Source organism: Luteolibacter sp. Populi (assembly GCF_040801775.1).
GTDB lineage: Bacteria > Verrucomicrobiota > Verrucomicrobiia > Verrucomicrobiales > Akkermansiaceae > Haloferula.
Genome location: NZ_CP161812.1, coordinates 1,633,862 through 1,656,271, shown reverse-complemented (window position 1 = coordinate 1,656,271; position 22,410 = coordinate 1,633,862). Strand labels below are relative to the sequence as shown.

At 64.8% G+C, this 22,410-nt stretch carries 16 protein-coding genes; 10 read left to right on the top strand and 6 right to left on the bottom strand.

Annotated elements, in window-relative coordinates; genetic code table 11:
* Positions 1-122 precede the first annotated feature (122 nt).
* From ABWK72_RS06395 to ABWK72_RS06350, 10 genes are all read left to right on the top strand, one after another.
* Positions 123-1,604, top strand: coding sequence for a hypothetical protein (locus ABWK72_RS06395; protein WP_367873954.1), 1,482 nt, complete (start codon positions 123-125; stop codon positions 1,602-1,604).
* Positions 1,601-2,911 carry a hypothetical protein gene (locus ABWK72_RS06390; protein WP_367873953.1) on the top strand — a complete coding sequence of 437 codons (1,311 nt, stop codon included), beginning with the start codon at positions 1,601-1,603 and terminating at the stop codon, positions 2,909-2,911. Before ABWK72_RS06395 ends, ABWK72_RS06390 begins: the two co-directional genes overlap by 4 nt.
* Positions 2,912-3,096: 185 nt before the next feature.
* Positions 3,097-4,611 (top strand): hypothetical protein, encoded by a 1,515-nt coding sequence (locus tag ABWK72_RS06385; RefSeq protein WP_367873952.1) that lies wholly within the window; start codon positions 3,097-3,099, stop codon positions 4,609-4,611.
* 7 nt (positions 4,612-4,618) lie between these two features.
* A complete protein-coding gene (locus ABWK72_RS06380; protein WP_367873951.1) occupies positions 4,619-5,932 on the top strand; it encodes a hypothetical protein in 1,314 nt (437 codons plus the stop codon).
* Positions 5,933-6,067: 135 nt separating this feature from the next.
* Entirely contained in the window at positions 6,068-7,312 is a 1,245-nt protein-coding gene (locus ABWK72_RS06375; protein ID WP_367873950.1) for a hypothetical protein, read from the top strand.
* Positions 7,309-8,550 (top strand): hypothetical protein, encoded by a 1,242-nt coding sequence (locus ABWK72_RS06370; protein WP_367873949.1) that lies wholly within the window; start codon positions 7,309-7,311, stop codon positions 8,548-8,550. Before ABWK72_RS06375 ends, ABWK72_RS06370 begins: the two co-directional genes overlap by 4 nt.
* 82 nt (positions 8,551-8,632) lie before the next feature.
* A complete protein-coding gene (locus ABWK72_RS06365; RefSeq protein ID WP_367873948.1) occupies positions 8,633-10,096 on the top strand; it encodes a hypothetical protein in 1,464 nt (487 codons plus the stop codon).
* 5 nt (positions 10,097-10,101) lie between these two features.
* Complete coding sequence (locus tag ABWK72_RS06360; RefSeq protein WP_367873947.1) at positions 10,102-10,689, top strand: hypothetical protein; 588 nt, start codon at positions 10,102-10,104, stop codon at positions 10,687-10,689.
* Positions 10,690-10,926: 237 nt separating this feature from the next.
* A complete protein-coding gene (locus tag ABWK72_RS06355; RefSeq protein WP_367873946.1) occupies positions 10,927-12,189 on the top strand; it encodes a hypothetical protein in 1,263 nt (420 codons plus the stop codon).
* On the top strand, positions 12,186-13,301 hold the full coding sequence (locus tag ABWK72_RS06350; RefSeq protein ID WP_367873945.1) for a hypothetical protein: 1,116 nt from the start codon (positions 12,186-12,188) through the stop codon (positions 13,299-13,301). Before ABWK72_RS06355 ends, ABWK72_RS06350 begins: the two co-directional genes overlap by 4 nt.
* 50 nt (positions 13,302-13,351) lie before the next feature.
* Here the strand turns inward: ABWK72_RS06350 and ABWK72_RS06345 are convergent, their stop codons facing one another.
* The 6 genes from ABWK72_RS06345 to ABWK72_RS06320 form a co-directional block, all read right to left on the bottom strand.
* Positions 13,352-14,620: a hypothetical protein gene (locus ABWK72_RS06345; protein WP_367873944.1), complete on the bottom strand. Its 1,269-nt coding sequence runs from the start codon at positions 14,618-14,620 to the stop codon at positions 13,352-13,354.
* Positions 14,607-15,830: a hypothetical protein gene (locus tag ABWK72_RS06340; protein ID WP_367873943.1), complete on the bottom strand. Its 1,224-nt coding sequence runs from the start codon at positions 15,828-15,830 to the stop codon at positions 14,607-14,609. The genes ABWK72_RS06345 and ABWK72_RS06340 overlap by 14 nt, the downstream gene beginning before the upstream one ends.
* Before the next feature lie 141 nt (positions 15,831-15,971).
* Complete coding sequence (locus ABWK72_RS06335; RefSeq protein WP_367873942.1) at positions 15,972-17,447, bottom strand: DUF1501 domain-containing protein; 1,476 nt, start codon at positions 17,445-17,447, stop codon at positions 15,972-15,974.
* Between the two features lie 108 nt (positions 17,448-17,555).
* Positions 17,556-20,396, bottom strand: a complete 2,841-nt coding sequence (locus ABWK72_RS06330; protein ID WP_367873941.1) for a PSD1 and planctomycete cytochrome C domain-containing protein — start codon at positions 20,394-20,396, stop codon at positions 17,556-17,558.
* A gap of 116 nt (positions 20,397-20,512) precedes the next feature.
* The gene (locus tag ABWK72_RS06325; RefSeq protein WP_367873940.1) at positions 20,513-21,823 is read right to left on the bottom strand and encodes a discoidin domain-containing protein; all 1,311 of its coding nucleotides are present in this window, start codon (positions 21,821-21,823) and stop codon (positions 20,513-20,515) included.
* Positions 21,820-22,344, bottom strand: coding sequence for a sigma-70 family RNA polymerase sigma factor (locus ABWK72_RS06320; RefSeq protein WP_367873939.1), 525 nt, complete (start codon positions 22,342-22,344; stop codon positions 21,820-21,822). Before ABWK72_RS06320 ends, ABWK72_RS06325 begins: the two co-directional genes overlap by 4 nt.
* Between the last annotated feature and the right edge of the window lie 66 nt (positions 22,345-22,410).

Genomic DNA, 22,410 nt, shown 5'->3' with positions numbered 1-22,410 from the left:
GAAAGTCGGGTTGCGCAGTCTTCTCAAACGTACGTTCTATTGATCCCTGCGACAAGGAAGATTGGTGCGCCGTGATGGCGTGATGCCGAGCTTGGCAGTTGAAGCTTCCGCGGGTTTCGGACATGTATTGGGGTTGTCCGGTGATGCGCGTGATTCTAACACATTTGGCCGTTCTGGCGCTGGGGTGGTGGCTGGCCGTCGCGCTGGCGGGTGCCGGTCCGGCAGCGAAGCAGGCTGGCGCGGCGGAAGGCGAGGCCCGGGCGGGACGCGAGGCTGCCGATGGCTCGCGGTTGCTCCGGGAGGTCTTGGCAAAAGGGCCGAGCGCGGAGAAATTCGAGGCATTCAGGAAGGACTTCAAGGATCTGGCAGCTTCAATGAGCGAGCCGGCGGACTTCGCCGCGGCGCTGGATGCGGCGGTATTGAAGTGGGATCAGGGAGATGAGGACGCGCGCAAGAACTCGAAGGAGATTGCGGCGCTGTTCTACCGTTGGATGGAGAAAGATCCCGTGGCGGCCTATGCGTGGGCCGGGGAAGATTCCAAGGATCCCCGATTCATTGCATTCCAATATCACGGTCTGATCGCCTTCACCGAGCTGATGAATGACAAGGGCTGGCGCAGTGGCCTACCGCTGATGCTTGGCAAGTCCGGCCCTTTTCTCCCGAACGCCACGCGGCCTTTCGGGATGGCGCTGGGAGCCGATCCGGACCTCGCGGTGATCGCCCAAATCAAGGAGGGTGCGGAGCCGATGGTGTGGGGCTACATCATCCGACAACTCGCGGCAGATTGGCCGATCGAACGGCGCGGCGAGTTGTTGGAACTCGCGCTGGCCGAGAATTCGCCGGCGGTCCTCGCCCGGCTGGGTAAAGGCAAGCCGACTCCGGAGATGGTGCGTTGGATGGCGGAGTTGGCCAAGGACGAGTCGGTGCCGGAGAAGTTCCGGAAGGAGATCACGGACGGCTGGCTGCAGATGGCGACGAAGCAGCGCGAGCTGCCGCTTGAGGAGCGTCTGGAGTGGGTGAAAGGTGACGACAAGCTCGGGCAACTGGTCGCCCGCGATGTGGATGCCGTGCTCAACGAGGGGCGCGACTGGCGGCATGCTTTCCGGAACGGCAAGGCCGGTGCGGAGGAGATCCTGGCGGCGATCTCGAAGGAGCTTCCGGAACTGGCGGCGGGGTCTCCGGACGTGCTGCGCGAGCGTCTCTATTATCAGCTCGCCGAGGAGGATGGCGCGCGGGCGGCGGAGCTTCTCAACGGGATGACGGACGATCAGCGCGCTGCCATTATCCTGGGTGCGACCCGGAGTTCCTTTTCTAACATCAACCCGAATGAGTTCCTGGCGGCGCTCGCGGTGATGCCGGCTGACAAACCCGAGCTGTGGGATGCGCGGCTGGGTGCATGGTCGATGAAGACGCCGAACAACTACGGGCGGTTGAAGGAAGACTATGTGGAATGGGTGCGCGATCTGCCAGCGGGCCTGGACCGGGAGATGGGTCTTTTTTCCCTGGCCGAGAGCGTGGAAGACGAGCATCCGGCGCTGGCCGCGGAGTTGCGGGCGGGGATCACGGACGGGCAATTGCGCAAGCGGCTGGAGGGCGGGCGATGAAGAAGCCGCGGCGGATGGCGAGCCATGCGGCGGTCTTCTTGCTCGGCCTGGCGCTGGGTGGCGGGACGCTGCTGCTGAGGCATGGCGGGGGTGCCGGGCAGGATGGCGGCCGGGAAGGCGGAAGCGGGGCCGGAGATCCGGCGGGAGGCGGGGAGGCCAAGACGGGGAAGCGTCCGCAAGCGGCACGCGCGGGCGGCAGCCGGGAGGAATTCCGGGCTGCATGGGAGCTGCTGGCGGAGAGCAAGGATCCGATCAGGGTCCGGCTCCAGCAGCAGCAGCTTCTGCTCGAAGCATGGGCGGAGGTGGATCTGGAGGCCGCCATGCAGGCGGCACTGGGGGAGGCGTGGGATGACGATGCGAACAAGGGCGGCGAGCATCCCTTGGTCTATGCTTTCGCGAAAGTCTTCGCCGAGCGGCCGCTGGAGGCGTGGCGGCTTATCGGCAGCGGGAAGTTCGGAGTGGGCGCGCAGCTACTACGTACACAGTGGATCCAGGCGGTGGCACCGAAGCATGGGATGCTGGTGGCATCGATGCTGCCGGAGCTTCCGCCGAGCAACCGCGAGGCGGCGATCATGCTGGCGACGCGGCGGGCCGGCGGGGGTGAGAAATTGACCCGGATCATCGAGCAGATCGCGGGCTTTCCTCCCGGCCCGGAGACGGAGGAGTGGTTGCGGCTGGCGACCAAGGCGATTCCCGATGGCGGGGATCCCGTGGAGCTCCGCGGCAGATGGCTGGGAGTGGCGGAGGGGGCGAAGCGCGAGGTCGCGATTCAGACCTGGGCTGCCAGCCTGCGCCAGGCGGATGAGGCGAAGCTGGCTGTGGAGTGGGCGGGAATTCCCGAAGCCGAGAGGGGAGAGGCTGCGAAGGCGGTGCTCCAGCAGTTGTATCCAGACTCGCGCGGGCTGCTGCCGGCGATGAACGTGGCGATGGCGAGCGGCGAGTGGCAGCTTATTGCAAAGCAGGGGCCGGAGTGGCTGCGCGAACATGAGATCGCGCCGCAGCAGTTGGCGGAGTGGGGGATGACGCTGCCGGAGCGGGCGGAGACGGTGGAGTTATTCCATCGCTCGGTGGACCGGTATATCGGTGAAGATTTGCCAAGGGCGCGCGAATGGATCGCGGAGATGCCGGAGGGGGATTGGCGGAGAGACCGTGCGCTGGCGGAGTATTCGCAGCAGTCGCTGTGGAAGCACGGAAACGCGGAGGAGTCGCAGTGGGCGCTGGAGCAGATTGGCAATCCGGAGCTGAGGAAGAATGCGGAGGGATGGCGGGGAGATTGGGCTGCGGCGCGCGGAGGTAGCGGGAATTAGCAATCACGCCCTCGGTGGGGGTCGATAGACATAAAGCCGAGTGGTGCGCGTCTCATGTGAAGACGCGGAGCTTTGTTCTATTGTCCGTGCCGGGGAAGGCTGCGTCTCCCCTTGACCCGCCCCCGTTATCCCGTTCATAGCTTTCGATCACGATGGGAACCCTTCGCTCCAATAGGCTCGCTTGGATGACGTACCTCATCGCCGGGGTGATGGGGTGGGGAGTCGTGGCGGTGTTTCATGGTTCTCCCGGAGCAGGGAAGGAAAGGAAATCCGAGTCCCGCACCCAGCGTGCTGCTACGGCGATCCCCACGGGAAGGGATATCCTCGCCCGCCTGGAGACCGAGCGGAAGCTCCATGCCGGCAGGACCGAAGAGCGGCTCACGGACGATGTCCGCGCGCTATTGGAGAAGCACCTGGCCGCGCTGCCGCCCTCCGGGGATCCCGCCGCTGACGTGAGGGATGCGGTGGCAAAGCTGGGAGATCTGGATGAGCTGGCGGAGGACCTGAACCTGCTGGAAAAGAAGTTCTCCGACCGCATCGATATCGCCGCGAAATTCCACCGCTGGATGGAGCATGATCGGCAGGCCGCGCTGGAATATGTGAATGGATTTCCCGAGGAAAGCTACGGTCCGCTGGCCAGCGGTGCGAGCTACGGGTTGGAACTCTGGGCTGCGAAAGCCGATCCGGAGAAGCTCAAGGACTTGATCCTGGCGAACCCGGACAAAGGGTCATCTTTTCTGATGGTGCTGGGCCTGGGCACCCAGACCGGCGCCGCCGGGGACCTGGCTTCCGTCACGAAGCTCTACCAGGAAATGAAGCCTGGCATGCTACGCGAGTTTTCCGGCGGCGTGGCGGAGCACTGGCCGGTGGAGAGGGTGGGGGAGCTCGCCGATTTCGCGATGGCGCAAAGCAATAGCTTCCTGCTTTCCGGGACATTGAAGCGCATGAAGCCAGAGGAAGCGGCTGGATTCCTTAATGCGGCGTTCGAGGCCGGTGGCAATGAAGAGGCGCTGAAGCAGTTCTCGATGAACGGCGGCTTGTCGCTCCTTTCCGGGTTCACCGGCGAACTCGGCTTTGATGAAACGGTTGCGCTGCAGGTGCGCTTTTACAGGCTCAACGGAGATTCCCCGTCCGCCCGCGGGACGGCGGAGCGCAACGCTCTCGGCAGCGAGGTCTTCAAGGTGTTAGATCGGGGCGGGCTCGGGGATGTGCTGCAATCCTTCGCGGAAGGAAAGGTGGAAGCCAGCGGGCTGCTCGCTGCCGTGCAGTCGGCGCTGCCGGAGCTTTCCGCGAGCCATCCGGACTTGCTGCGGGATCAGGTGTATGGCGCGATCCTGAGGAGGAATCCGATTGCCGCAGTCGAACTCTACGCGGGGATACCGGAGGCGGAGCGCTACCAGAAACTGAACGCGGGGATAGTCTACACGATCGGGACCACGCCGGGTCCGCAGGATGTCTACGATTTATTCGAGGCGGTGCCGCACAAGCCGGAGTTCGGATCGCTGCAAAGCCGCGAGCGCGCGTGGAATCGTGTCAGCGCGATGTCCTACTCCATCTACGGGGACGACTACATCGAGTGGATGCGCAAGTTGCCGGCGGGAATGAATCGCGACATGGCGCTGACGGCGATGGCCGCGCAGCTTGAGAAGAACGATCCCGGGCAAGCCGCCGTCCTGCGTGCGGAGAAATCCCAGAAGTGATGCAGCCATGAAGCCTACCGCTTTTGCGAAGATGCCCGGCCAGGCCTGCGCCCTGGCTGCCGGAGCGGCCTTGGCTTGGTGGACGCTTCCACAGCAGGGCGATTCCTCTGCCGCCGCAGCCGCGCCTGTGGCATCGGGCGAGGTCGCAGAGGATTCCGCGGGCGGTGCCAGGCCCGGTGCGAAGAGCAAGAACGGCGGGACCTCGAAGGTGGCCGAGCGCTCGAAGGCATATCGCGACGCATGGGAGGAGTTGTTGCACCGCGGGCTCAGCGGTACCGAGCTCGAGGCGCTACAGACCAAGCTGCTCGCCGAGTGGGTGGAGGTGGACCCGGAGGCCGCTGTGGGGGCCGCCCTGGTCGCGCTCGGGCAAAGCGGTAGGTACACGTCGAATACCGGATTGCTCTCCGCTTTCACCCGGAAGATCCGTGACCAGCCCGGGATCTTCTGGCCCATGATCAAGGACAAGCGCTTCGGCCTGAAGACCGCTTTCTTCCGGCAGCACTGGATCGATGTGGTCGGCGGGAATGATCCGGATCTGCTCCTGGGTTACCTTGATGAGTTCTCCGCGCCGGTGAAGTCGAAGGCGATCAAGAGCGTGCTCGAAGGCATTAAGGACGACCCCGTGAAGACCCGGGGAGTGATCGCGCGGCTGGCCCTGCTTCCTGACAATCCGGAGAGCCGCGCGATGTGGAAGGCGGCCGGCATGCAGATCTCCAAGCAGGGGCTTGAGGCGATGGCCAAGGGTCTAACAGAAGCAAAGTCCCCGGCGGAGGAGGCGATCTACCTGCAGGGTCTCAGCACCTTTAGCGGATGGATGCCCAAGGAGATCGGTGCGCTGCGCAAGCAGCTTGAGAGCATGCCTGAAGCCACGGCGAAGAAGGCGGCCCTATCGGTGCTGGGCGAAACTTACTTCCCCGACGCCATCATCGATGTCGCGGATCTGCTGATGGCACAGGGCGATTGGGAGACGCTTTCGAAGTCCGTTCCGATCCGGATGCATCAGGCGGTATCCTCAAGGAATCCTGAAGCGGTGCTCGCTTGGGCTGCGGATCTTCCCGAGCGGAGGGAAACCGAGGATCTCTATCGCACTACCATCCGCAGCCACATCAATGAAGACCCCGCCAAGGCCCGCGGGTGGATCGAAGCCATGTCCGCCGGCTGGAAGCGGGACAATGCGCTGACGGAATACCTCAATAGCTCCCTTCACACCCGCAATGATCCGGCTGCGGCGCAATGGGCGATGGAGATCATCGAGGGGGCCGGCTTCCGCGAGACTGCGGAAGGCATGAGGGCGGAGTGGGAAGCGGCGACGAAGAAGTAGCATGAGGTGGCCGTGGAATCATCCGGGTGGGCCGGACGGAAACGAAAGCGGCAAGGCGATTGCATTGTGCGAGCCTGCATGTCCCGTCTCCGGGAATCTCTTGACCTGGCCTGATAGATCGAGACAGATAGTTTCATGGGTCGCCTTGTGATCATTGCGCTACTATCGGGACTGATCGCATGGTCGATCTCCCGGCAGAGCCCGGTGTCTCCCGAGGCCGGGGTGCAAGAGGGGCAGGCGAAGGAGGATGGGAGAAAGTCTTCCGCTCCTTTACTGAAGACTCCGGCGGAGTTCGTGGAGTGGGCACGGTCTAGCGCCGAGGCAGGGTCTGGACGTTTCTTCGAAGGATGGTCCAACGAGGATCTGAAGGCGGCCTTGGAGGAGGGCATCGGGAAGCCTGCCTTCGGTGCGAGCCAAGGTGCGCTCCACGCGCTGATGATGGAGTGGACCAAGCGCGATCCGGATGCCGCGTGGAGATGGCTCGGGCAGATGCGCTCCGAGAGCCGGCGGGCGATGCTATCGGCCGGGCTTGCGATGGGGTGGCCGGCGGAGCGAGCGAGGGAGGGGCTGGAGCTGGCGATCTCCCATTCGGAGGTCTTCATGACGGGGCGGCATGCTACCTGTCAGATTTTCGTCCGCAGGGCCCTGGAAGCGTCGGCGGCCGATGGCCCGGCCGGCGTGGAGGAAACGCTGAAGAGGCTCCGTGAGGAGAAGCTGGCCGTGACGCCGGAGTTGATCAAGTTCCCCAAGGGATTCGATTTCAAGGCGCTTTTCCAAAGCCCTGCGATGCTCGAGTTGCTTGCCGAGCGCAAGGGACGGTTCGCCACGGGAGCCTGGATGAAGGATGATCCTGAAGCTGCCTTCCAGCGCTTGCTGGAGGTCGACAAGGGAACGGATCCGCAGCGGGGCCTGTCCTTGGGCAGCGGATTGCTAACGACCTTTTCGTCATCCGCGGATTCAGCGGAGGCCGCCGCGCAGGGCGAGTGGATGGGGAAGCGGATCGCCCGCCTGGATCCTGCCGAGCAGAAGGCGATTGCGACGAGCTTCGTGCAAGGCATGCGGGGGACACCAGTGATTCTGAGAGAGTTTCTCGAGGCGATGCCAGAGGGGCAGGCGCGGGACGATGCCGCCCTATCGGCTGCCAGCTCGGTGCGCGCTGACGGGATCAGTGCCGCTCTGGACTTTCTCGACACGGCCAGCGGGTCCTCCGCGAGGGTCGAAACCCTCCAGGACCTTCTTTCGAAGAAGCAGGCGAACTGGAACCTCGACCTGCCCGCGCAGGAGCAAGAGAAGTTCCTGCGGGACAAGCTGCAGTCATGGAGGGCAAGTCCCGAGCAAACCGCGGAGATTATCCGTTTGATGCAGGAGGTAGGGCGATGAGCGGATCGAAGAAGGCCGTCGGCGTGGCGGTGGCGATCATCCTGGGTGGCTGCGCGGGTTGGCTTGCCGGACGCAGCGGCGAAGCAGCGACGGAGCGGGACACCGGGCGGATCGAGGAGGTCCATTCGAGATCCACTCCAGGCGGAGGCCCCAACCGAGGAGGCGGGGGGAAGGGCCTCGCCAGTTTACTGCGGGAAATGGAGCGCCAAGCGGCCGGCGGTGATGCGCTCGATGCCATCGAGCGGATGAGCAATGCAGAGCTTCGCGACCTTCTAACAGGATCGGGGCCGCTTCTCGACGCCATGGCCTGGAGTGACGCGAGATCGCAGTTCCAAGAGCTGGTCCGGGCTGCCGCAGCGGAACTTTACCGGCGGGAGGGGCCCGCAAGCTTGGCTTGGGCAGAGACCCGCGGCAGCCGGCATGCTTTTGCCGGCCTGGTGGCTGCGGCAGCGGCGAACGAACCGGTTTTTGCCAAGGAATGGGTGGATCGTTACACGGCACTCCATGGCTCGAAAGGAAACATGGAATTTTCGCGGTCAGCCCACCATGGCGCTCAAGGACGCGGAGCGAAGGATCTCGTGGAAGTTAACAAACTTTATGGTGAGTTTGTCGAGCCGTGGTCCCCAGGTTTTCCTGCTGGCTTCGACTTCGCCCATTACATGGCCAATCTTCCGTCCACCTTCAGTGGTCGTGTGCCCATGCGCTATCTTGGTGCGGATGATCGGGCCACGGCGGAGAAGATGCTTCTGGAGGGACTCGGCCAGAAGCGGGAGGCTTGGGGTAGTCTGGCGGGTTTTGCTCTCGATGGCAGGGCCAGCATCGTGGGCGAGGCGGAGGCGGTACGCTGGATCAGCGATCTGATTCCGAAGCTGCCGGAGGAGGAGAAGGAGGATTTCATCACCAGCCTGATTCGCAGCGACCTGCCGGACCTGCGTGCGCAGGCTTTGATTCAGAATCTACCGGAGGAGGCGGACCGGCAGATCGTTGCGGTGAACCTGAACATGAGTTTGAGGAGCACGGGCAGCGGGGTGGCTGCCCTGCGCGCCATGGAGGACGAGTCGCGGCGAGTCGCGGCGCTCGCCAATACCCTGAATGCCTTGGGATGGCCCAAGCCTCCCGATGATCCGACCCGCGGAGACACGGTGGAGAATCTCCAGCTCCTGATGCAGGCGGCGGGAATCTCCGAAGAGGGACAGGCCGGGCTGAGAAAAATCGTGGCGGATCGACCGTCGCCCTAGTTCGCGGCACCCGGGTGTCGCCGTGCCGCGTGCCGTAGTTTCCGCTAGCAGGGTGGTTCAGGAGAATCTAGAAACGCAGACCATGAAGAGATCGCTGATCCTGCTCGTCAGTCATCTTGCTGTCCTCGGCGCCGGTGCGTGGTACGTCCGTGCGGATCATCGGCCTGCGGAGGAATTGCAGCATGCCGCGGCGACGAAGACAGGAGAGCGATCCGGTAGCAGGCCGACGCTCGAGAGCAGCGCGAAGCGGCTGGCGGATGAGGCCGTGGCGTCAGTGAAGAAAGAACTGGATGGAGCCGTGGTGCGGGCAGCGGCAGGCAAGCTGACTCCGGCGGAGGCCGAAAAGCTGGCGCGAGCACTGGCTGCCGATGAGAAGGGCTTCGGGCCGCCGCCGCGGGAGGAGCTTGCGGCGGCCTTTCTGGCATGGTTCCGCCAAGACCGCATGGCGACGCTCGACTTCCTCTTCGAGAAGGGCATGGAGCCCGGGAAGGATGCCGTGCTGAAGCAGTTGCTGGCGGAGCTGTCCCCGCAGGAGCACCTGAAGCTCGTGATCGACCGGCCCTCATCGATCTACACTTTCCGCATCGCCCAGCTCCTGGGGACCAAACTGGGCGAGCTGGAGCCAGCAGAGGCGGCCGCGCTCATGGCCGAGGCGCAGCAAGGAGAGCGGTCGAGGGAGATCCTCCGCGGGATTGCCCAGGGCTGGCCGGAAGGGAAGGCGGATCGCTACATCGATATGGCGCTGGCGTCCGGTGGAAACGCCACCGCCCTGCTGCAGTCCTTCTTGGGCAACCTTCAAAGTCCGCGGCGCGCTTGCGAGCTGCTGGTGGCGATCAAAGGTCGCAACGACTTGCCGGAGGACTTCATGCGCAAGCTCGAAGAGCAGAAGGAGATGGTGGGCCATCTCTACCGCTATGCCGATCCCTCGGTACCGCTGGATGAGAGGGTCGAGCAGATGCGTAACCTGGCTTGGCTGCGCGATGCGACGCCAGAGAAGCTGAGGGAGGGCGCGCTGAAGCAGATCTCCACGGTGGATATCAACGAGCTGATGAAGAGCGGGCCGGACTACCGCTATGCCTTCCGCCACGGGGCGATGAGCGCCGAGGAGATCCTGGAAGCCGTGCGCAAGACCTTTCCGGAACTCGCGGCGGCCTCCGATTACGAGACCCGGGTGCGCGTCTACAATGAGCTGGCCTCCGAGGATGCGGGCGCTGCTTTCGCCCTGATCTCGCATCTGCCTCCGGAAGAGCGCAATCTGGCGGTGATCCATCAGGCGCGCTGGTCGTTCCGTGATAACAGTCCCGAGACGTATTATTCGATGATCAGCCTGGCGCCGGGGCCGGACAGCAGCGAGGCAGCGCCGCAGCGGGAGGATGCCTGGAACAACTACGGGGCGATGGCCTATAGGGAGTACGGAGATGCCTATGTGGAGTGGCTGCGAACCTTGCCGCCGGGCATCAACCGGGATGTGGCTAGAAGCACCTTCGCCAAGTCCATGGCCACGCAGGGCAAGAAGGATCTGGCCGACGAATTCTCATCCCGCTGAAACCGATGGAACCGACGAAACTTCGCAAGGCCCTGCCATGGATCGGCACCCATCTGTTAGCCTTGGCTGCCGGCGTGTGGCTTTTCCGCCCCGACGCGGCGGATTCCGCGGCGGGAAATGTTGAAGCGGAGGCCGTGGCGGCGACATTGGAAGAGCAGGGCGCGGGTCCGGCCGAGCGGTCGGGAACAGGGCGGCCACGTACGCCGCGTGAGGCGTCCGCGGCGGGCGTTCATCGCCTGGCGTGGAAGTCCTTGGCTTATGAAGGGCTCGACCGGCAGGAGCGGCTGAAGGCAAGCGGTCTGATCCTGCGGGAGTGGGTGAAGGAAGATTGGCAGGCGGCCCTGGATACGGTGATGAAGGAGACACCGGATGATTATGAGCTTCTGCTCCACTTCGACGAAGTCTTCCGGCGTGACGCTGGCGAGGTGTGGTCCTTGATTGAAAGCAAGCGCTACGGTGTATCGAGCCAGAGCTTGAAGGCGAGATGGCTCGTTCGGATCAGCAGCCTTGATGAGACGCAGCGCCGCGAAGCCATGGAAGGCCTGCCGGCAGAAGCGAGGGAGGCGATCGAGAAGCGCGAGAAGCAGGGTTAGCGTTACGGGGCGGCGGTGGAGTCCCCGGCTTCGGGATCTTCACCGGCGTGTAGTCCATGCTTTCGAACCACGGGTCGCCGGGGACGCGGATGGTGCCGGAGGCTTGGCCGATGATGAAGGGTTGGCCGGTGAAGGGCTTGGGCGGGGCACCGTGAAGAGCGGGTGAAGGTGTGCCGATCCTCTTGACTCCGTGGCCGTTATTGATGGAGTGAGGTAACCGTGGGTTCCCGCTCTAACATGTCCATCGTTGTCCGGTATCTCCTGCCGCTGCTGGCCGGGATCGGGGGCGGGCTGGTGGCCGGACGGTCGCAGCCGGGGACGTCGCCGCCGGCTGATGATTTCCCTGCGAAGCCGCCTTCTGCCGAGGTCGCTTTATCGGAAGATGTGGAGATCATCAAGCTGGCGGCCCTGGCGGGGCGCACGGCGGAAGCGCGCGCCAAGCTGGCAGAGCTGGTGAAGGCGGGTGCGGCGGACGAGGAGATCGCCACGTGGCTCGCACCGGTGCTGTTCGCGGATCCGGAATGGCTGGATGCCTTCATCCAGACACTGCCCGAGGAGCGGCGGATGGGGCTGGTAAAGCTTTGTTTCGGCAAGCTGCGGGATTTGAATCCGGACTCCGTGTGGGAGCTGCTCCGGCATTCGACCTTTGCGGTGACGGTGGCGCGGTGGAGAGCACCGGGCGCGCCTGGGGGAAGTCTATCCCTGCCCGGAGCTTTAGAGGACTCGCCCCTGGCGGCGGAGGTTTTGTTCGATCCCGCATTTGGATTCACGCTGGAAGAAGCGACCCGGTTTTTCCGCACCAGCACGCGGAGCACGGCCAACGCGAAAAGGATTCTCGACGAGTGGCTGGGCGGGAGATGGCAAGGCGAAGCGCCCGGATGCGTGCGCGCGGCGTGGCTCTCCCTGCGCAAGCGGAACGTGGAAGCGCTCGAGGACTACAAGGCCAAGATGCCGGATTCACTGCGGGCCCAGGCCGATGACTACGAGTCCTACGCGCAATACAATTCTGAAGCGGGCAAGCTCTTCCAGGATCCGAGTCCGGAGATGCTATCCCGCTTGAATGGTCGGGAGCTCAGGGAGGTGGTGGACTATCGGGGCATCTCCGGCATGCCCTTGTCCCTGGAGCTGCTGTCGAAGCTGCCGATGGAGAAGCGCGAGGCCGTGTGGGATTCCTTTTTCGAGTGGCATTATCCCTTCCATAGCGAGCTGGCTGCGCAGGAGATCGAGAAGCTGGATCAGCTCGGATTGGCGGACGCGGAGAAGAGCGTGCTGCTCAAGAACGCGGCATACCGCGAGTGGTGGTCGCAGGGCGATGCCAAGCGGGTCTATGAGCTGGCATCCCGCATCCCGGATGCGGCGGTGCGCGCGAAATCGATGGGGGAGCTGATGACGCTCCACGCGCAGGCCGATCCGGACGGGGCCATGGAATTTGCGGGATCGCTGCCGGAGGGGGAGGTGAGGCAGATGATCGAAAAGAACGCCAGCGCCGCGATGCCATGAAGCCTGCCGAATTTCTACTCTCCATGGTCTTGTGCGCCGCGGGTTTCGCGGGCGGCTACTTTCTGAAGGATCGCTTGCCTCGCTCCGCTGAAGATAGCAGGGGTGCTGAAGCCGGTATCGGTGCTGCCAAGAGCGGGCATCGTGACGAGATCAACTTCGGCAGCGTGCAGGCCTACCTACGGGCGGGCGATCTGGACGGGGCGCGGGCGGAGCTGGCGCGGCTGGCGAAGCGTGATCCTATCGCTTTTTTCAAGTTGCTCGAGCGCTTGCCCGGAATGCCCGGGATCGAAGACTCGATCCGCGTGGCCGCGGCAGGCCTGCCCTGGAAGGACAGCGCGGTGATCGAGCTCTTGAATCGCATCGCCGCGAATGGATGGCGGGATCTTGCTTGGAATTCCTACACCGGTGCCCGCTCGGGCGTGCTGCCGGATCAAGAGGTCTTTGAAATCGGTATCAAGGCAAGAACCTACACGTCTTGCAGCGGAATCCGCAAGCTCATGCAGGACGCCGCCAAGGACCGCCCGGAGAGCTTCTTCGCGCTGATGAACAAGCAGGGCGGCACCACGATGCGGGAGGAATTTGTCACGGAAGCGATGAAGCACGACCCGGCGATGGGAGCGAAGCTCTTCGCCTCGATTCCGGATGGCAGCAGCGGCTGCAATTATGATCGTGCCTATGTCCTGCAGGCGCGTGCCCGGTGTTTCCCGACGGCCGACAACCTGATGGCCACGATGCATGACATCGGCGGACGCGGGATCTATTCCGGAGACTTCGGAGCGCTGTTTGCTTCCCAGGCCTACGAGAATGGAACGCCGGAAGAGCGGATCAAGATTCTCGACCAGATCGCAGCACTCCCGCCGCTCGCACGCAATCGGATGCTGGACGGCCCTACAAGCTTCGTGAAGGGTATCTCCTTGGGCGAGTTCAGCCGCGCGGTGGGTCTTTCCACCTCGGGATTCTACCAAGAAAGGGCGTTGGATAGCTGGATGAAGGGGCAGCCGGATTTGGATCAGGGTGATCGGGGATGGATTGCCAGTCTGCCCACCGAGAAGCTGCGGGCGAAGGCGGGGACGATCCTGGATGAGCGGGCCGCGCAGAAGGCGGCGAAGTAGGGATGTCGCGTGAGCCGGTGGGGAATTGAGGCTGCGGATGCGGCGATCCGCTATTTGGCGAGTGCCTTGCGATCCGCTTCACCGAGGCCCTCGAGCCATTGCCGCGCGCCATCGGGGTCGCCTTCGCTCCACATGACCTTGAGGACTTCCAATGCGGGGCCGCGCCGCGCGGGGTCTGCGATGCCGGTGGCGTATTCGGCCGCCTTCGTGAAGTTTTGCTTCGCGGCGACCAAGCGGGTGCCGCGCTCGTAGATGGCGTCCCTCACGGAGCCGGCTTCGAGCGAATCCATCCACGCGATCATCGGCTCGGTGCGGAAGCTGAGGCTCTGGTCGAGCAGGGGCCAGAAGGTCTCGGGAAGGGGTTGTTCCGCGGGATGATGGGCAACCCATTCGGCATAGGCTTCCGCGGGGTGGTTGTTCGCGGCTCCATACAGGATGCCGAACTCCAGTTGCGCGCGGCGCTCCGGGGTCAGGTCCATGGCGTCCACGCGTGCCCTCGCCGCAGCGGGATCGGTCTGCGCGAGGCGGGTCAGGAGCGAGCTTTCCATCCTGATGCTCTCCGCTTCATCCGGAGATTCCGCGGTCAGCTTGCGAAGCCGCTCCCGGGCTGCGGGATCGTCGGGCGCATTCAGGGCTAGCGCGTTCAAGGTGCTGGCCCGCTCTGCGGCGTCCATGAAGGGAAGCTCCTGCGTGACCCGATCGAAATCATACCGCACCAAGCGCAGGAGGAAATTCACACGGAGGCTCGACTTCCGGCTTCCGACGTGAGGCGGCAGTTCCACGTCCCGCAACCAATGCAGCGCGGCCTCCCGATCCACTTCCGCCCATGAGATGAAAGCACTGATGCTGGGGTCGTCTTTGCCCGTGCTGCAACGCGTGACCGCAGCCGGGCCATCGCGCTGTGCCCAGGATTTGAGTATCTCGCTCCTCAGGAAGTGCTCCGCGCTCGTTACTGCTTCCTCGCTACTTCGGAACCATGCTTCCAGCTCGGCGGTGGTGAGCTTGGCCAGCAACTGCCGGGTCTCGCGCTTCACTTCCCAATCCCGGAACGGGTCCGGCGAGCTGCGCCAGAGGTATTGCAAGCGATCCTTGAGTTCCTTGACGAAGACTTCGCGTTGGTCCGCCGTGGATTCGTCGTTTGCGGGTCGATCCGCGGCAGCTGGCTCTGTACGCGGGCTCCATTGGAGGGCGGCGGATTCCGGCACCTCGCGCGCGCTGCGTCCGATGGCGTAGCCCGCCAGACCGATCAGCACGGGCAGGGCGATCAAGCGCAGCCAGCGTCGGCGGCGCGCGGTGCTGGAGCCTTCAGTGCGTTGCATCCTCACCTCCCTTGATCTTGGTCGCCGAAGCGGTATCAATGCCGTTGAGCCATTCGGCGGCTGCCTGCGGTTGCTGCCGTGCCCAGAGCTGGTAGTGCCGGCGCTGGGCTTCTTCCCGGCTCTGTCTCACCTGCTGGGTGGCGCTGCGGCTCACCGTTCCCTTGAGCGTGGCCGAGTGGAATTGTTTCACCAGCAGGGCGGCATATTCGCCCGCGTTGTCGCGGCCTTCCAGCCAGCGGGCGGCCGCCTCGGGATCGCTATCGACCCAGCGTTTGTAGATATCGAGCTGCTGCGGCTGGCCCGCTGCCTGGGGGATTTCCTCAGTCCAGGCGAGTGCCTGCTCCGGTTCGCGCGAGCCCCAGCGGCGAAGGATCGAGTCCTTCTCCGGGAAGCTCGGGTTAGGATCATGGTAACCGAATTCATCCCACCGCTCCAAGACCTCGCGAGCTTCCGATGCTCCCCAGCTTCGCAGCAGGGCTTTCAGGGCGAGCTGGCGGTCCTCGTCGCCGTATTTGCCAAGCGATTGGAGGAAGGCCTGCCGCGCTTCCGGGGTGTCCCGTCCGGCAAGGGTGCCGGCATCGCCGAAGACCCGGTAGCGGGTCATCTTGTCCAGCAGCGTGGCCTTGGCCATTGCCGATTGGGATGGTTCGGAGAGCAGCATCGCTCCCATCATGTTCGAGCCGCTTAGGCGCTCCGCCCGCTTCGGCTCGCTCTTGCACCAACGGTAGGCGGCTTCCGGATCGTTCTTGAACCAGGCGGAGAGCACGCTTTGCGCGAAGTCGTGGTTGTGCCCCTCCGGCAGGCGCAGGGCCCTCTCCATGGCTGCATCCGGGTCCAGCTCGGCCCATCTGAAATAAAGCATGCCGGCCCATGGGGTTCGCGAGGTTGGATCCATCTCTTCGCCCGTGACCTTCAGTCCTTCCAGGCATTGTTCGGCGGTGAAGGCGCGAACGCTCTCCCAGCCCTCCAACTGGACCAGGGGATTATTACAACCGGGATCCCGGGCCTTGAAGTCCTGCAAGAGCGCCGTTGCGCTCTTCCTTGCAGAGGCCCGGTCGCCGCCTTTGCTCAACCCCTGCCGTGTCGCAGCCGGCCTGTCCCGCGCCGCCCACATCGCCTCGGCCTGATCCGGCCCGATGCCCGCCCGGTAGCCCAGCCAGCCGGTGCAAGCGGTGACGAGAAGCAGGATGGCAGTGCCGCGGAAATTCATGGGCGCCCGGAAAGGGATGGGGCTACCTATCCGATTGCCCGAGCGCCGGGAGCCTGTCAATGCGGCCCTGCTGATCCGGCCTTCTGCCGACCACTTTCTTGTTAGCTGGGCTTACCATTTGGATGCTTGGCGGAACTCTCCCTATGCCAGGATACCTTTCACCACCTTCGCGGGCTTCACGCCGGTGAGCTTTTGCTCCAGGCCCTGGAAGGGATAGGCGAGGCGCTGGTGGTCGAAGCCGAAGAGATTGAGCATGGTGGCGTGGAGGTCGCGGAGGTGGACGGGGTCGCGGGCGACATGGTAGCCCATCTCATCCGTCTCGCCGTAGGTGAGGCCCGCCTTCACGCCGGCCCCGGCCATCCACATGGTGAATGCGTTCGGATTGTGATCGCGGCCGGTGAAGCGGTTGCCATCGCCACCGCCGCGGTTTTCCTGCATCGGGGTGCGGCCGAATTCGCCGCCCCAGACGACGAGGGTGTCCTCTAACATCCCGCGCTGATCGAGGTCGGTGAGGAGGGCTCCGATCGCCTTGTCGATGTCCTGGCACTTCTTCACGAAGCCGTCGGTCAGCGACTCCCCGGCATTCGAGCCGTGGGAGTCCCAGCCCCAGTCGAAGAGCTGGATGAAGCGCACGCCGGACTCGGCGAGGCGGCGGGCGAGCAGGCAGTTGTTGGCGAAGGAGTCCTTGCCCGGTTCGGTGCCATACATGGCGTGGATCTCGGGCGGCTCGTCCTTGATGCTCATCACTTCCGGCACCGAGACCTGCATGCGATAGGCCATTTCGTACTGGGCGATGCGGGTGATGGTCTCCGGATCGCCGAAGTCCTCGTGGGCCTTGGTGTTGAGCTTGGACAGCGTGTCGAGCGCGGCGCGGCGGATCTCGCGGCTGATGCCGGCGGGGTTCGTGGTGTTGAGTATCGGGTCGCCGGTCGAGCGGCACTGCACGCCCTGATAGACGGAAGGCAGGAAGCCGCTGCCCCAGAGGGAAGCGCCCGCGCGCGGGAAGCGTCCGCCGGAGATCAGGACCATGAAGCCGGGCAAGTTCTGGTTCTCCGTGCCGAGGCCCCAGGTGAGCCAGGAGCCCATCGCGGGGTAGCCGAGGTTCTGGTTCCCGGTGTGCAGGAGAAGCTGGGCGGGACCGTGGTTGAACTGGTCCGTCTGCATCGTCTTGATGAAGCAGAGCTTGTCGACATGCTTGGCCAGCTCCGGCAGGCGGTCCGAGACCCAGGCTCCGCACTGGCCGTGCTGCTTGAACTCGAACTGCGGGCCGAGCATCTTCGGCACGCCCTGGATGAAGGCGAAGCGCTGGCCTTCGAGGTATTCCTTCGGGCACTCCTTGCCATTGTAGCGGACGAGCTGGGGCTTGTAGTCGAAGAGCTCAAGCTGGCTCGGCGCGCCGTCCATGTGGAGGTAGATGACGCGCTTGGCCTTGGGGGCGAAGGAAGGGAGCAGCGGGGCGAGGGGAGCGCTCGGGTCGTGGGAGATTTTCAGGCGGCCCGCAGCCGGGGAGATGCCTTGGCTGGCCATCCACAGGGCTCCGATGCCGGCCGGGCAATCGCGGAGGAAGCGGCGGCGGGTAATCTGATGAAGCTTTTCGTGTTGGTGGGCCTGGAGCATTGGGAATGACGAATTCAGAATTTCCGAATGACGAATGAAGTGTGTTGAAAAGGTCTGTTTCCTTCCTGACGACACTTCATTCGTCATTCGGGAATTCGACATTCGGCATTATCTCACCAGGGCTTCATCGAGATTCAGGAGTACCGAGGCTAAGACGGTGTAGGCGGCTCCGTCCGGAGTGCCAGCCATGCCTTTCATGAGGGCGGGGTCGGCGGCGTAGGTCTTTTCGAGCTTGGCGAAGAGCGCGGCGAGTTCCTCGATCCGGTCGGGGGTGGCGGGCTTGGAGGTGACGATGCGGTAACCGAGGGCGAGGCGGGCGTTCAGGTCGCCCTGCACTTCGTATTTCATGCGGCGGGCGAGGCCTTGGGCGCATTCGTTGAAGGCGGGGTCGTTGAGGACGGCGAGGGCCTGCAGCGGGGTGTTCGAGAGGATGCGACGCTTCGAGCAGAGTTCGCGCGAGGGGGCATCGAAGGTGGCGAAGGTGGGGTAGGGGATACTACGCTTCCAGTAGGTGTAGACGGAGCGGCGGTAGCGGTCGGGCTTGCCGGGTTCCGGGGTCATCCACTTGTCGCCACCATCGAAGGGCCGCCAGACGCCGTCGGGGATCGGCGGGTTCACCGGCGGGCCGCCATCGCGCTGCTGGATCAGGCCGGAGATGGCCAGGGCATTGTCGCGCGCCATCTCGCCGGTCAGGCGCTGGCGCGGGCCGCGGGCGAGCAGGCGGTTGTCGGCATCGCGCTCCGCGAGGGTGGAAGGGACCGTGGCGTCCTGGCGGTAGGCGGCGCTGGTCACGAGTTCGCGGAGCAGGGTTTTCATGCTCCACTTCATGTCGGTCTGGAAGCGCACGGCCAGCGCATCGAGGAGTTCGGGATGGGTCGGCTTCTCGCCGGCGGAGCCGAAGTCCTCCGGGGTTGGCACGATGCCCACGCCGAAGAGTTCGAGCCAGAAGCGGTTCACGGCGACGCGTGCGGTCAGCGGGTTCCGGGGCGAGGCGATCCACTTCGCCATCGCGAGGCGGTCGGGCGTGGCCTTCGGATCCAGCGGCGGGAAGACGGCGGGTGTGCCGGGTTTGTCGATCCGCTCGCCCTTGTCGATCCAGTTGCCGCGAAGGAAGAGGCGGGTCTCGCGGGCGAGTTCGGGCGGCAGGTCCTCCATCACCGGGGTATTGGTGGAGGGGATGGCGGCGAGGGTCTTGCGGGTCGCGGCGAGTTCGCTCTTGAGCCGGTCGATGGCGGCGTCCGGCTGGGTCCAATCGGCATCGCCACTGAGGGCGATCCGGCCGCGCTTCGCGATCAGCGGATAGGCACCGCCCGCAGAGTCGGTGGAGTGGGCGAGGATCACGCGCAGGCTTGAGCCCGGCGGGAAATCGATGGGTGCCGCGGGGATGACCACCGCATGGCGCGGCTTGAAGATCTTGGTGTATTGGCCCCAGCCGCGGTTGGAGCCCTTGATCGAGAGATTCGGATCGAAGATCGGGTGCGCCTCGTCGGCCACGATCTCGGCCAAGGTCACGGGCGCGGCCTTACCATCCGGCGCGATGACCTGGAGTTCGATCTTGCGCAGCATCGCGCCCCACTCCGGCGTGTGGATGGCGGTCTTTTCATCGACCGGGCGGATCTCGACGCGGACTGCATTCAGGCGTGAGAGCGTCGTTGGAACGGGAATGTCGAGGGTGTGGACGGCCCCGGCGGAGACATTGCCGATGGTGCGGAATTCCTCGATGCCGTCCTGCCTTGCGATCTCCAGCACGGCCTTCTTGCTGCTGCCGGTCATGCCGCCGGTGGCGATCCAGCGGGTGCGGGATTCGAGCGACTTGCGGGCTTGGTGGATCTGTTCTTCGAGGCTGGATATCTTGTCTTCCAGGGCCCCGGCCTCCGCGTGCTTTGCGGGATCGAGCGGCACGGCGATGACCGGGTGGTTGTCCGGCACGTCGGCATCCGCGCTCTGGTTGAAGAAGGCCATCGAGCGGTAGTAGTCCTTGTGCTCGATGGGGTCGTAGGGGTGGCTGTGGCACTGCACGCAGCCCATGGTGGTGCCTTGCCAGACTTCCCAGGTGGTGTTCACGCGGTCCATGGTGGCGATCACGCGGAACTCCTCGTCATCGGTGCCGCCTTCGTTGTTGGCCTGGCTGAGACGGTGGAAGGTGGTGGCGATGCGCTGGTCGATGGAGGCATCCGGCAAGAGATCACCGGCGAGTTGATCGATGGTGAACCGGTCGTAGGGCAGATCGCGGTTGAAGGCGGAGATCAGCCAGTCGCGGAACTTCCAGACATTGCGGCGGCTGTCGATGCCGAGGCCCTCGGAATCGGCGTAGCGGGCGAGGTCCATCCAGACGCTGGCCCAGCGCTCGCCGAAGCGCGGTGAGGAGAGGAGGCGGGTGACCTGTGTGTCGTAGGCCTCGGGGGAGCTGTCCTTGAGGAAGGCTTCGAGTTCTTCGAGCGAGGGCGGCAGGCCTGTTAGGTCGAGCGATACGCGACGCAGAAGGGCGGCCTTGCTCGCTTCCTTGGCGGGGTGCAGGCCCTCTCGCTCCATGCGGGCGAGCAGGAAGCGGTCGATGTCATTGCGCGGCCATGTGCTGTCCTTGACCGCGGGCGCCGCTTGCTTGAGCGGGGCGACGAAGGACCAGTGCTCGCCCCAGGGTGCGCCTTCCTTGATCCACTGGCGGAGGGTGGCGATTTCCTTGTCCGCGAGGCGGGGCCCGTGCTCGGGCTTGGGCATCACTTCATCGGGATCGGTGGAGAGGACGCGGGCCATCAGTTCCGAGGCATCGGGATCGCCGGGGACGATGATCGGCTTGCCGGACTCGCCCTTGCCGAGCGCCTTGTCGCGGTAGATGAAGGAGACCTCGGCGGCTTCCTTCACGCCACCGTGGCAGGCGGTGCAGTGGGCGTTGAAGAGCGGGCGGATCTCGTGGGCGAAGTCGACGGCGGCGTTTGCTGAAGCTACCAAGAGGAGAAGGAGACAAGGGTATGTAGTCCCGCCTTTAGGCGGACGAAGCCGGGAGAGAATGCCTCTTGGTGCTTCGGTCCGCCTAAAGGCGGGACTACATACCCTTGTAAAGCGGCTCATTTCGAGAAGATGCGGATTTCGTTGAGACCGCCGCCTTGGCAGGGATGATTCGAGGGGCGCTTGTCGTGGCGGTAGTGGCTGGTGACCACGAGCTTCACGTAGCGGGCCTCGACCGGTGCGAAGGTGAAGGGATGGAAGGGGTAAGCTTCGCCCTTGTCCGCCAGTTCGCGCGGTAGCTCGCCTGTTAGCAGCGGGAAATAGCTCCTGTTGTCGAGCGAGCCGTAGGCCTCGAAGCTCGCGGTGCCGCGGTCGCCGATGCCGCGGTTGTTCGTGTTCTGCAGCGTGATGCGCCCGATGCTTTGCGGCTCTAACAAGTCCACGGTGAACTCGCCGTCCTCGCCATCCGGGGCGAGCCAGAAGGACCAGTCGCCGGGGACGCCGCTGTCGTTGACACGGCCGTCGGTAAGATTATCCGGCGGGAAGACCGAGCCATGCGCGCGGGTGCAGTAGCCGGGACTGAAGACCGGCTTGCCGAGCGCGAGGTTGCCTTCCTCGCCGGTGGGGGGAATGAACTCGCGGGTGTGATTGACCAGCATGACCGGAGATTCGTCGAGGGCGACGAGCAGGGTGGACTTGCCGGATTCCCGGACGAGCGCGCGGCTTTCGCCGACGGTCAGGCGGGTGGCTTTTTCCTGCGGGTTCGCCTGGATCTCGACCTCGCCCTTGAAGACTTCCGTGAGAACGACCGGTGCGTCGCCATCGTTGCCGACGGCGAGGCCGAACTCGGTGCCGAGATCGACGAAGCGCCCGCCGGGGGTATCGATGCGGAAGCCCTGCGCGCCCTCCGGGGTGTGGATCGAGGCGCGGCCGTGGAGGACCGAGAGAGCTTCCTTTTCATCCAGGCGGAAGCGGCAGGGACCCTCTAACACCACGCTGGCGCCGCTGGGGAAGCCGAGCTTCACGAAGCCGCGCGAGAACTCCAGCGGCACGGCCACCGGCACGCGCCCGGATTGAGGGGAAGCCGAGCCTTCCGTCCAGGCGACGCCCTGCGCTTCCAGGATGGTGGCGATGGGTCCGCGGGGACGGGTGAGGAAGATCGCGGCACCGGTGGCGAGCAGGGCCACGGCTGCGGCTGCGACGAGCCAGCCCTTGCGGAAGGGGATGGTCTTCGATTCCGCCGGGGCTTCGAAGTAAGAGGGCGCGGCAGCCTTCCGCAGGAGGGTGGAATGCAGGGCCATCACGCGGCGATAGCGGACGCGCGCCTCCGGGCTGGCGGCGAGCAGATCGTTCAACTCCGCGCGCTCGGACTCGCCGAGCGATTCCTCGCAGAGCGCGTGCAGCAGAAGGTCGAGGCGGTCCTCTTTCATGGCGTGGCGAGCTTGCGCTCGATGCAGGTTTCGAGGGCCTTGCGGATGCGCATCAGCGCGAGTGAAAGCGCGGTGGGCGTCTGGCTGCGCTCGGCGGCGAGGTCTTGGACGGAGGAGCCCGGCTCGTAGCGGGCGAGGATGAGCTGGCGCTGCTTTTCGGGGAGTTCCTGCAGGCAGGTTTCGAGGGCCTTTTCCAGATCCCCGGCGTGTGAGTCGGCCTCGCGGCATTCGGCGGCGAGGATTTCGACCAGCGAGTCATCGAAGACATGGCGGTCGCGGCCGGCATCGCGGCGGGCGGCCTTGACCTGATAGAGCGCAATGGTGAAGGCCCAGGGCAGGAAGGGCTGGGCGGGATCGTATTCCGCGGCCTTGCGCCAGAGGACGAGGTTGGTCTCCTGAACAACGTCGTCCGCGAGCATGCGGTCCGGGAGCAGGGAGAGGACATAGCGGTGGATCTCCGGCTGGTGGCGGGCGATCAGACCGACGATGCGTTCCTCGGGGTTGTGCGGTTCGGCGGACATCTCCACCGGTTTTACCGGAAATCGGCGGAATCTTTCGCGGAAATTTCAGCAAAGACCGGACGGGAG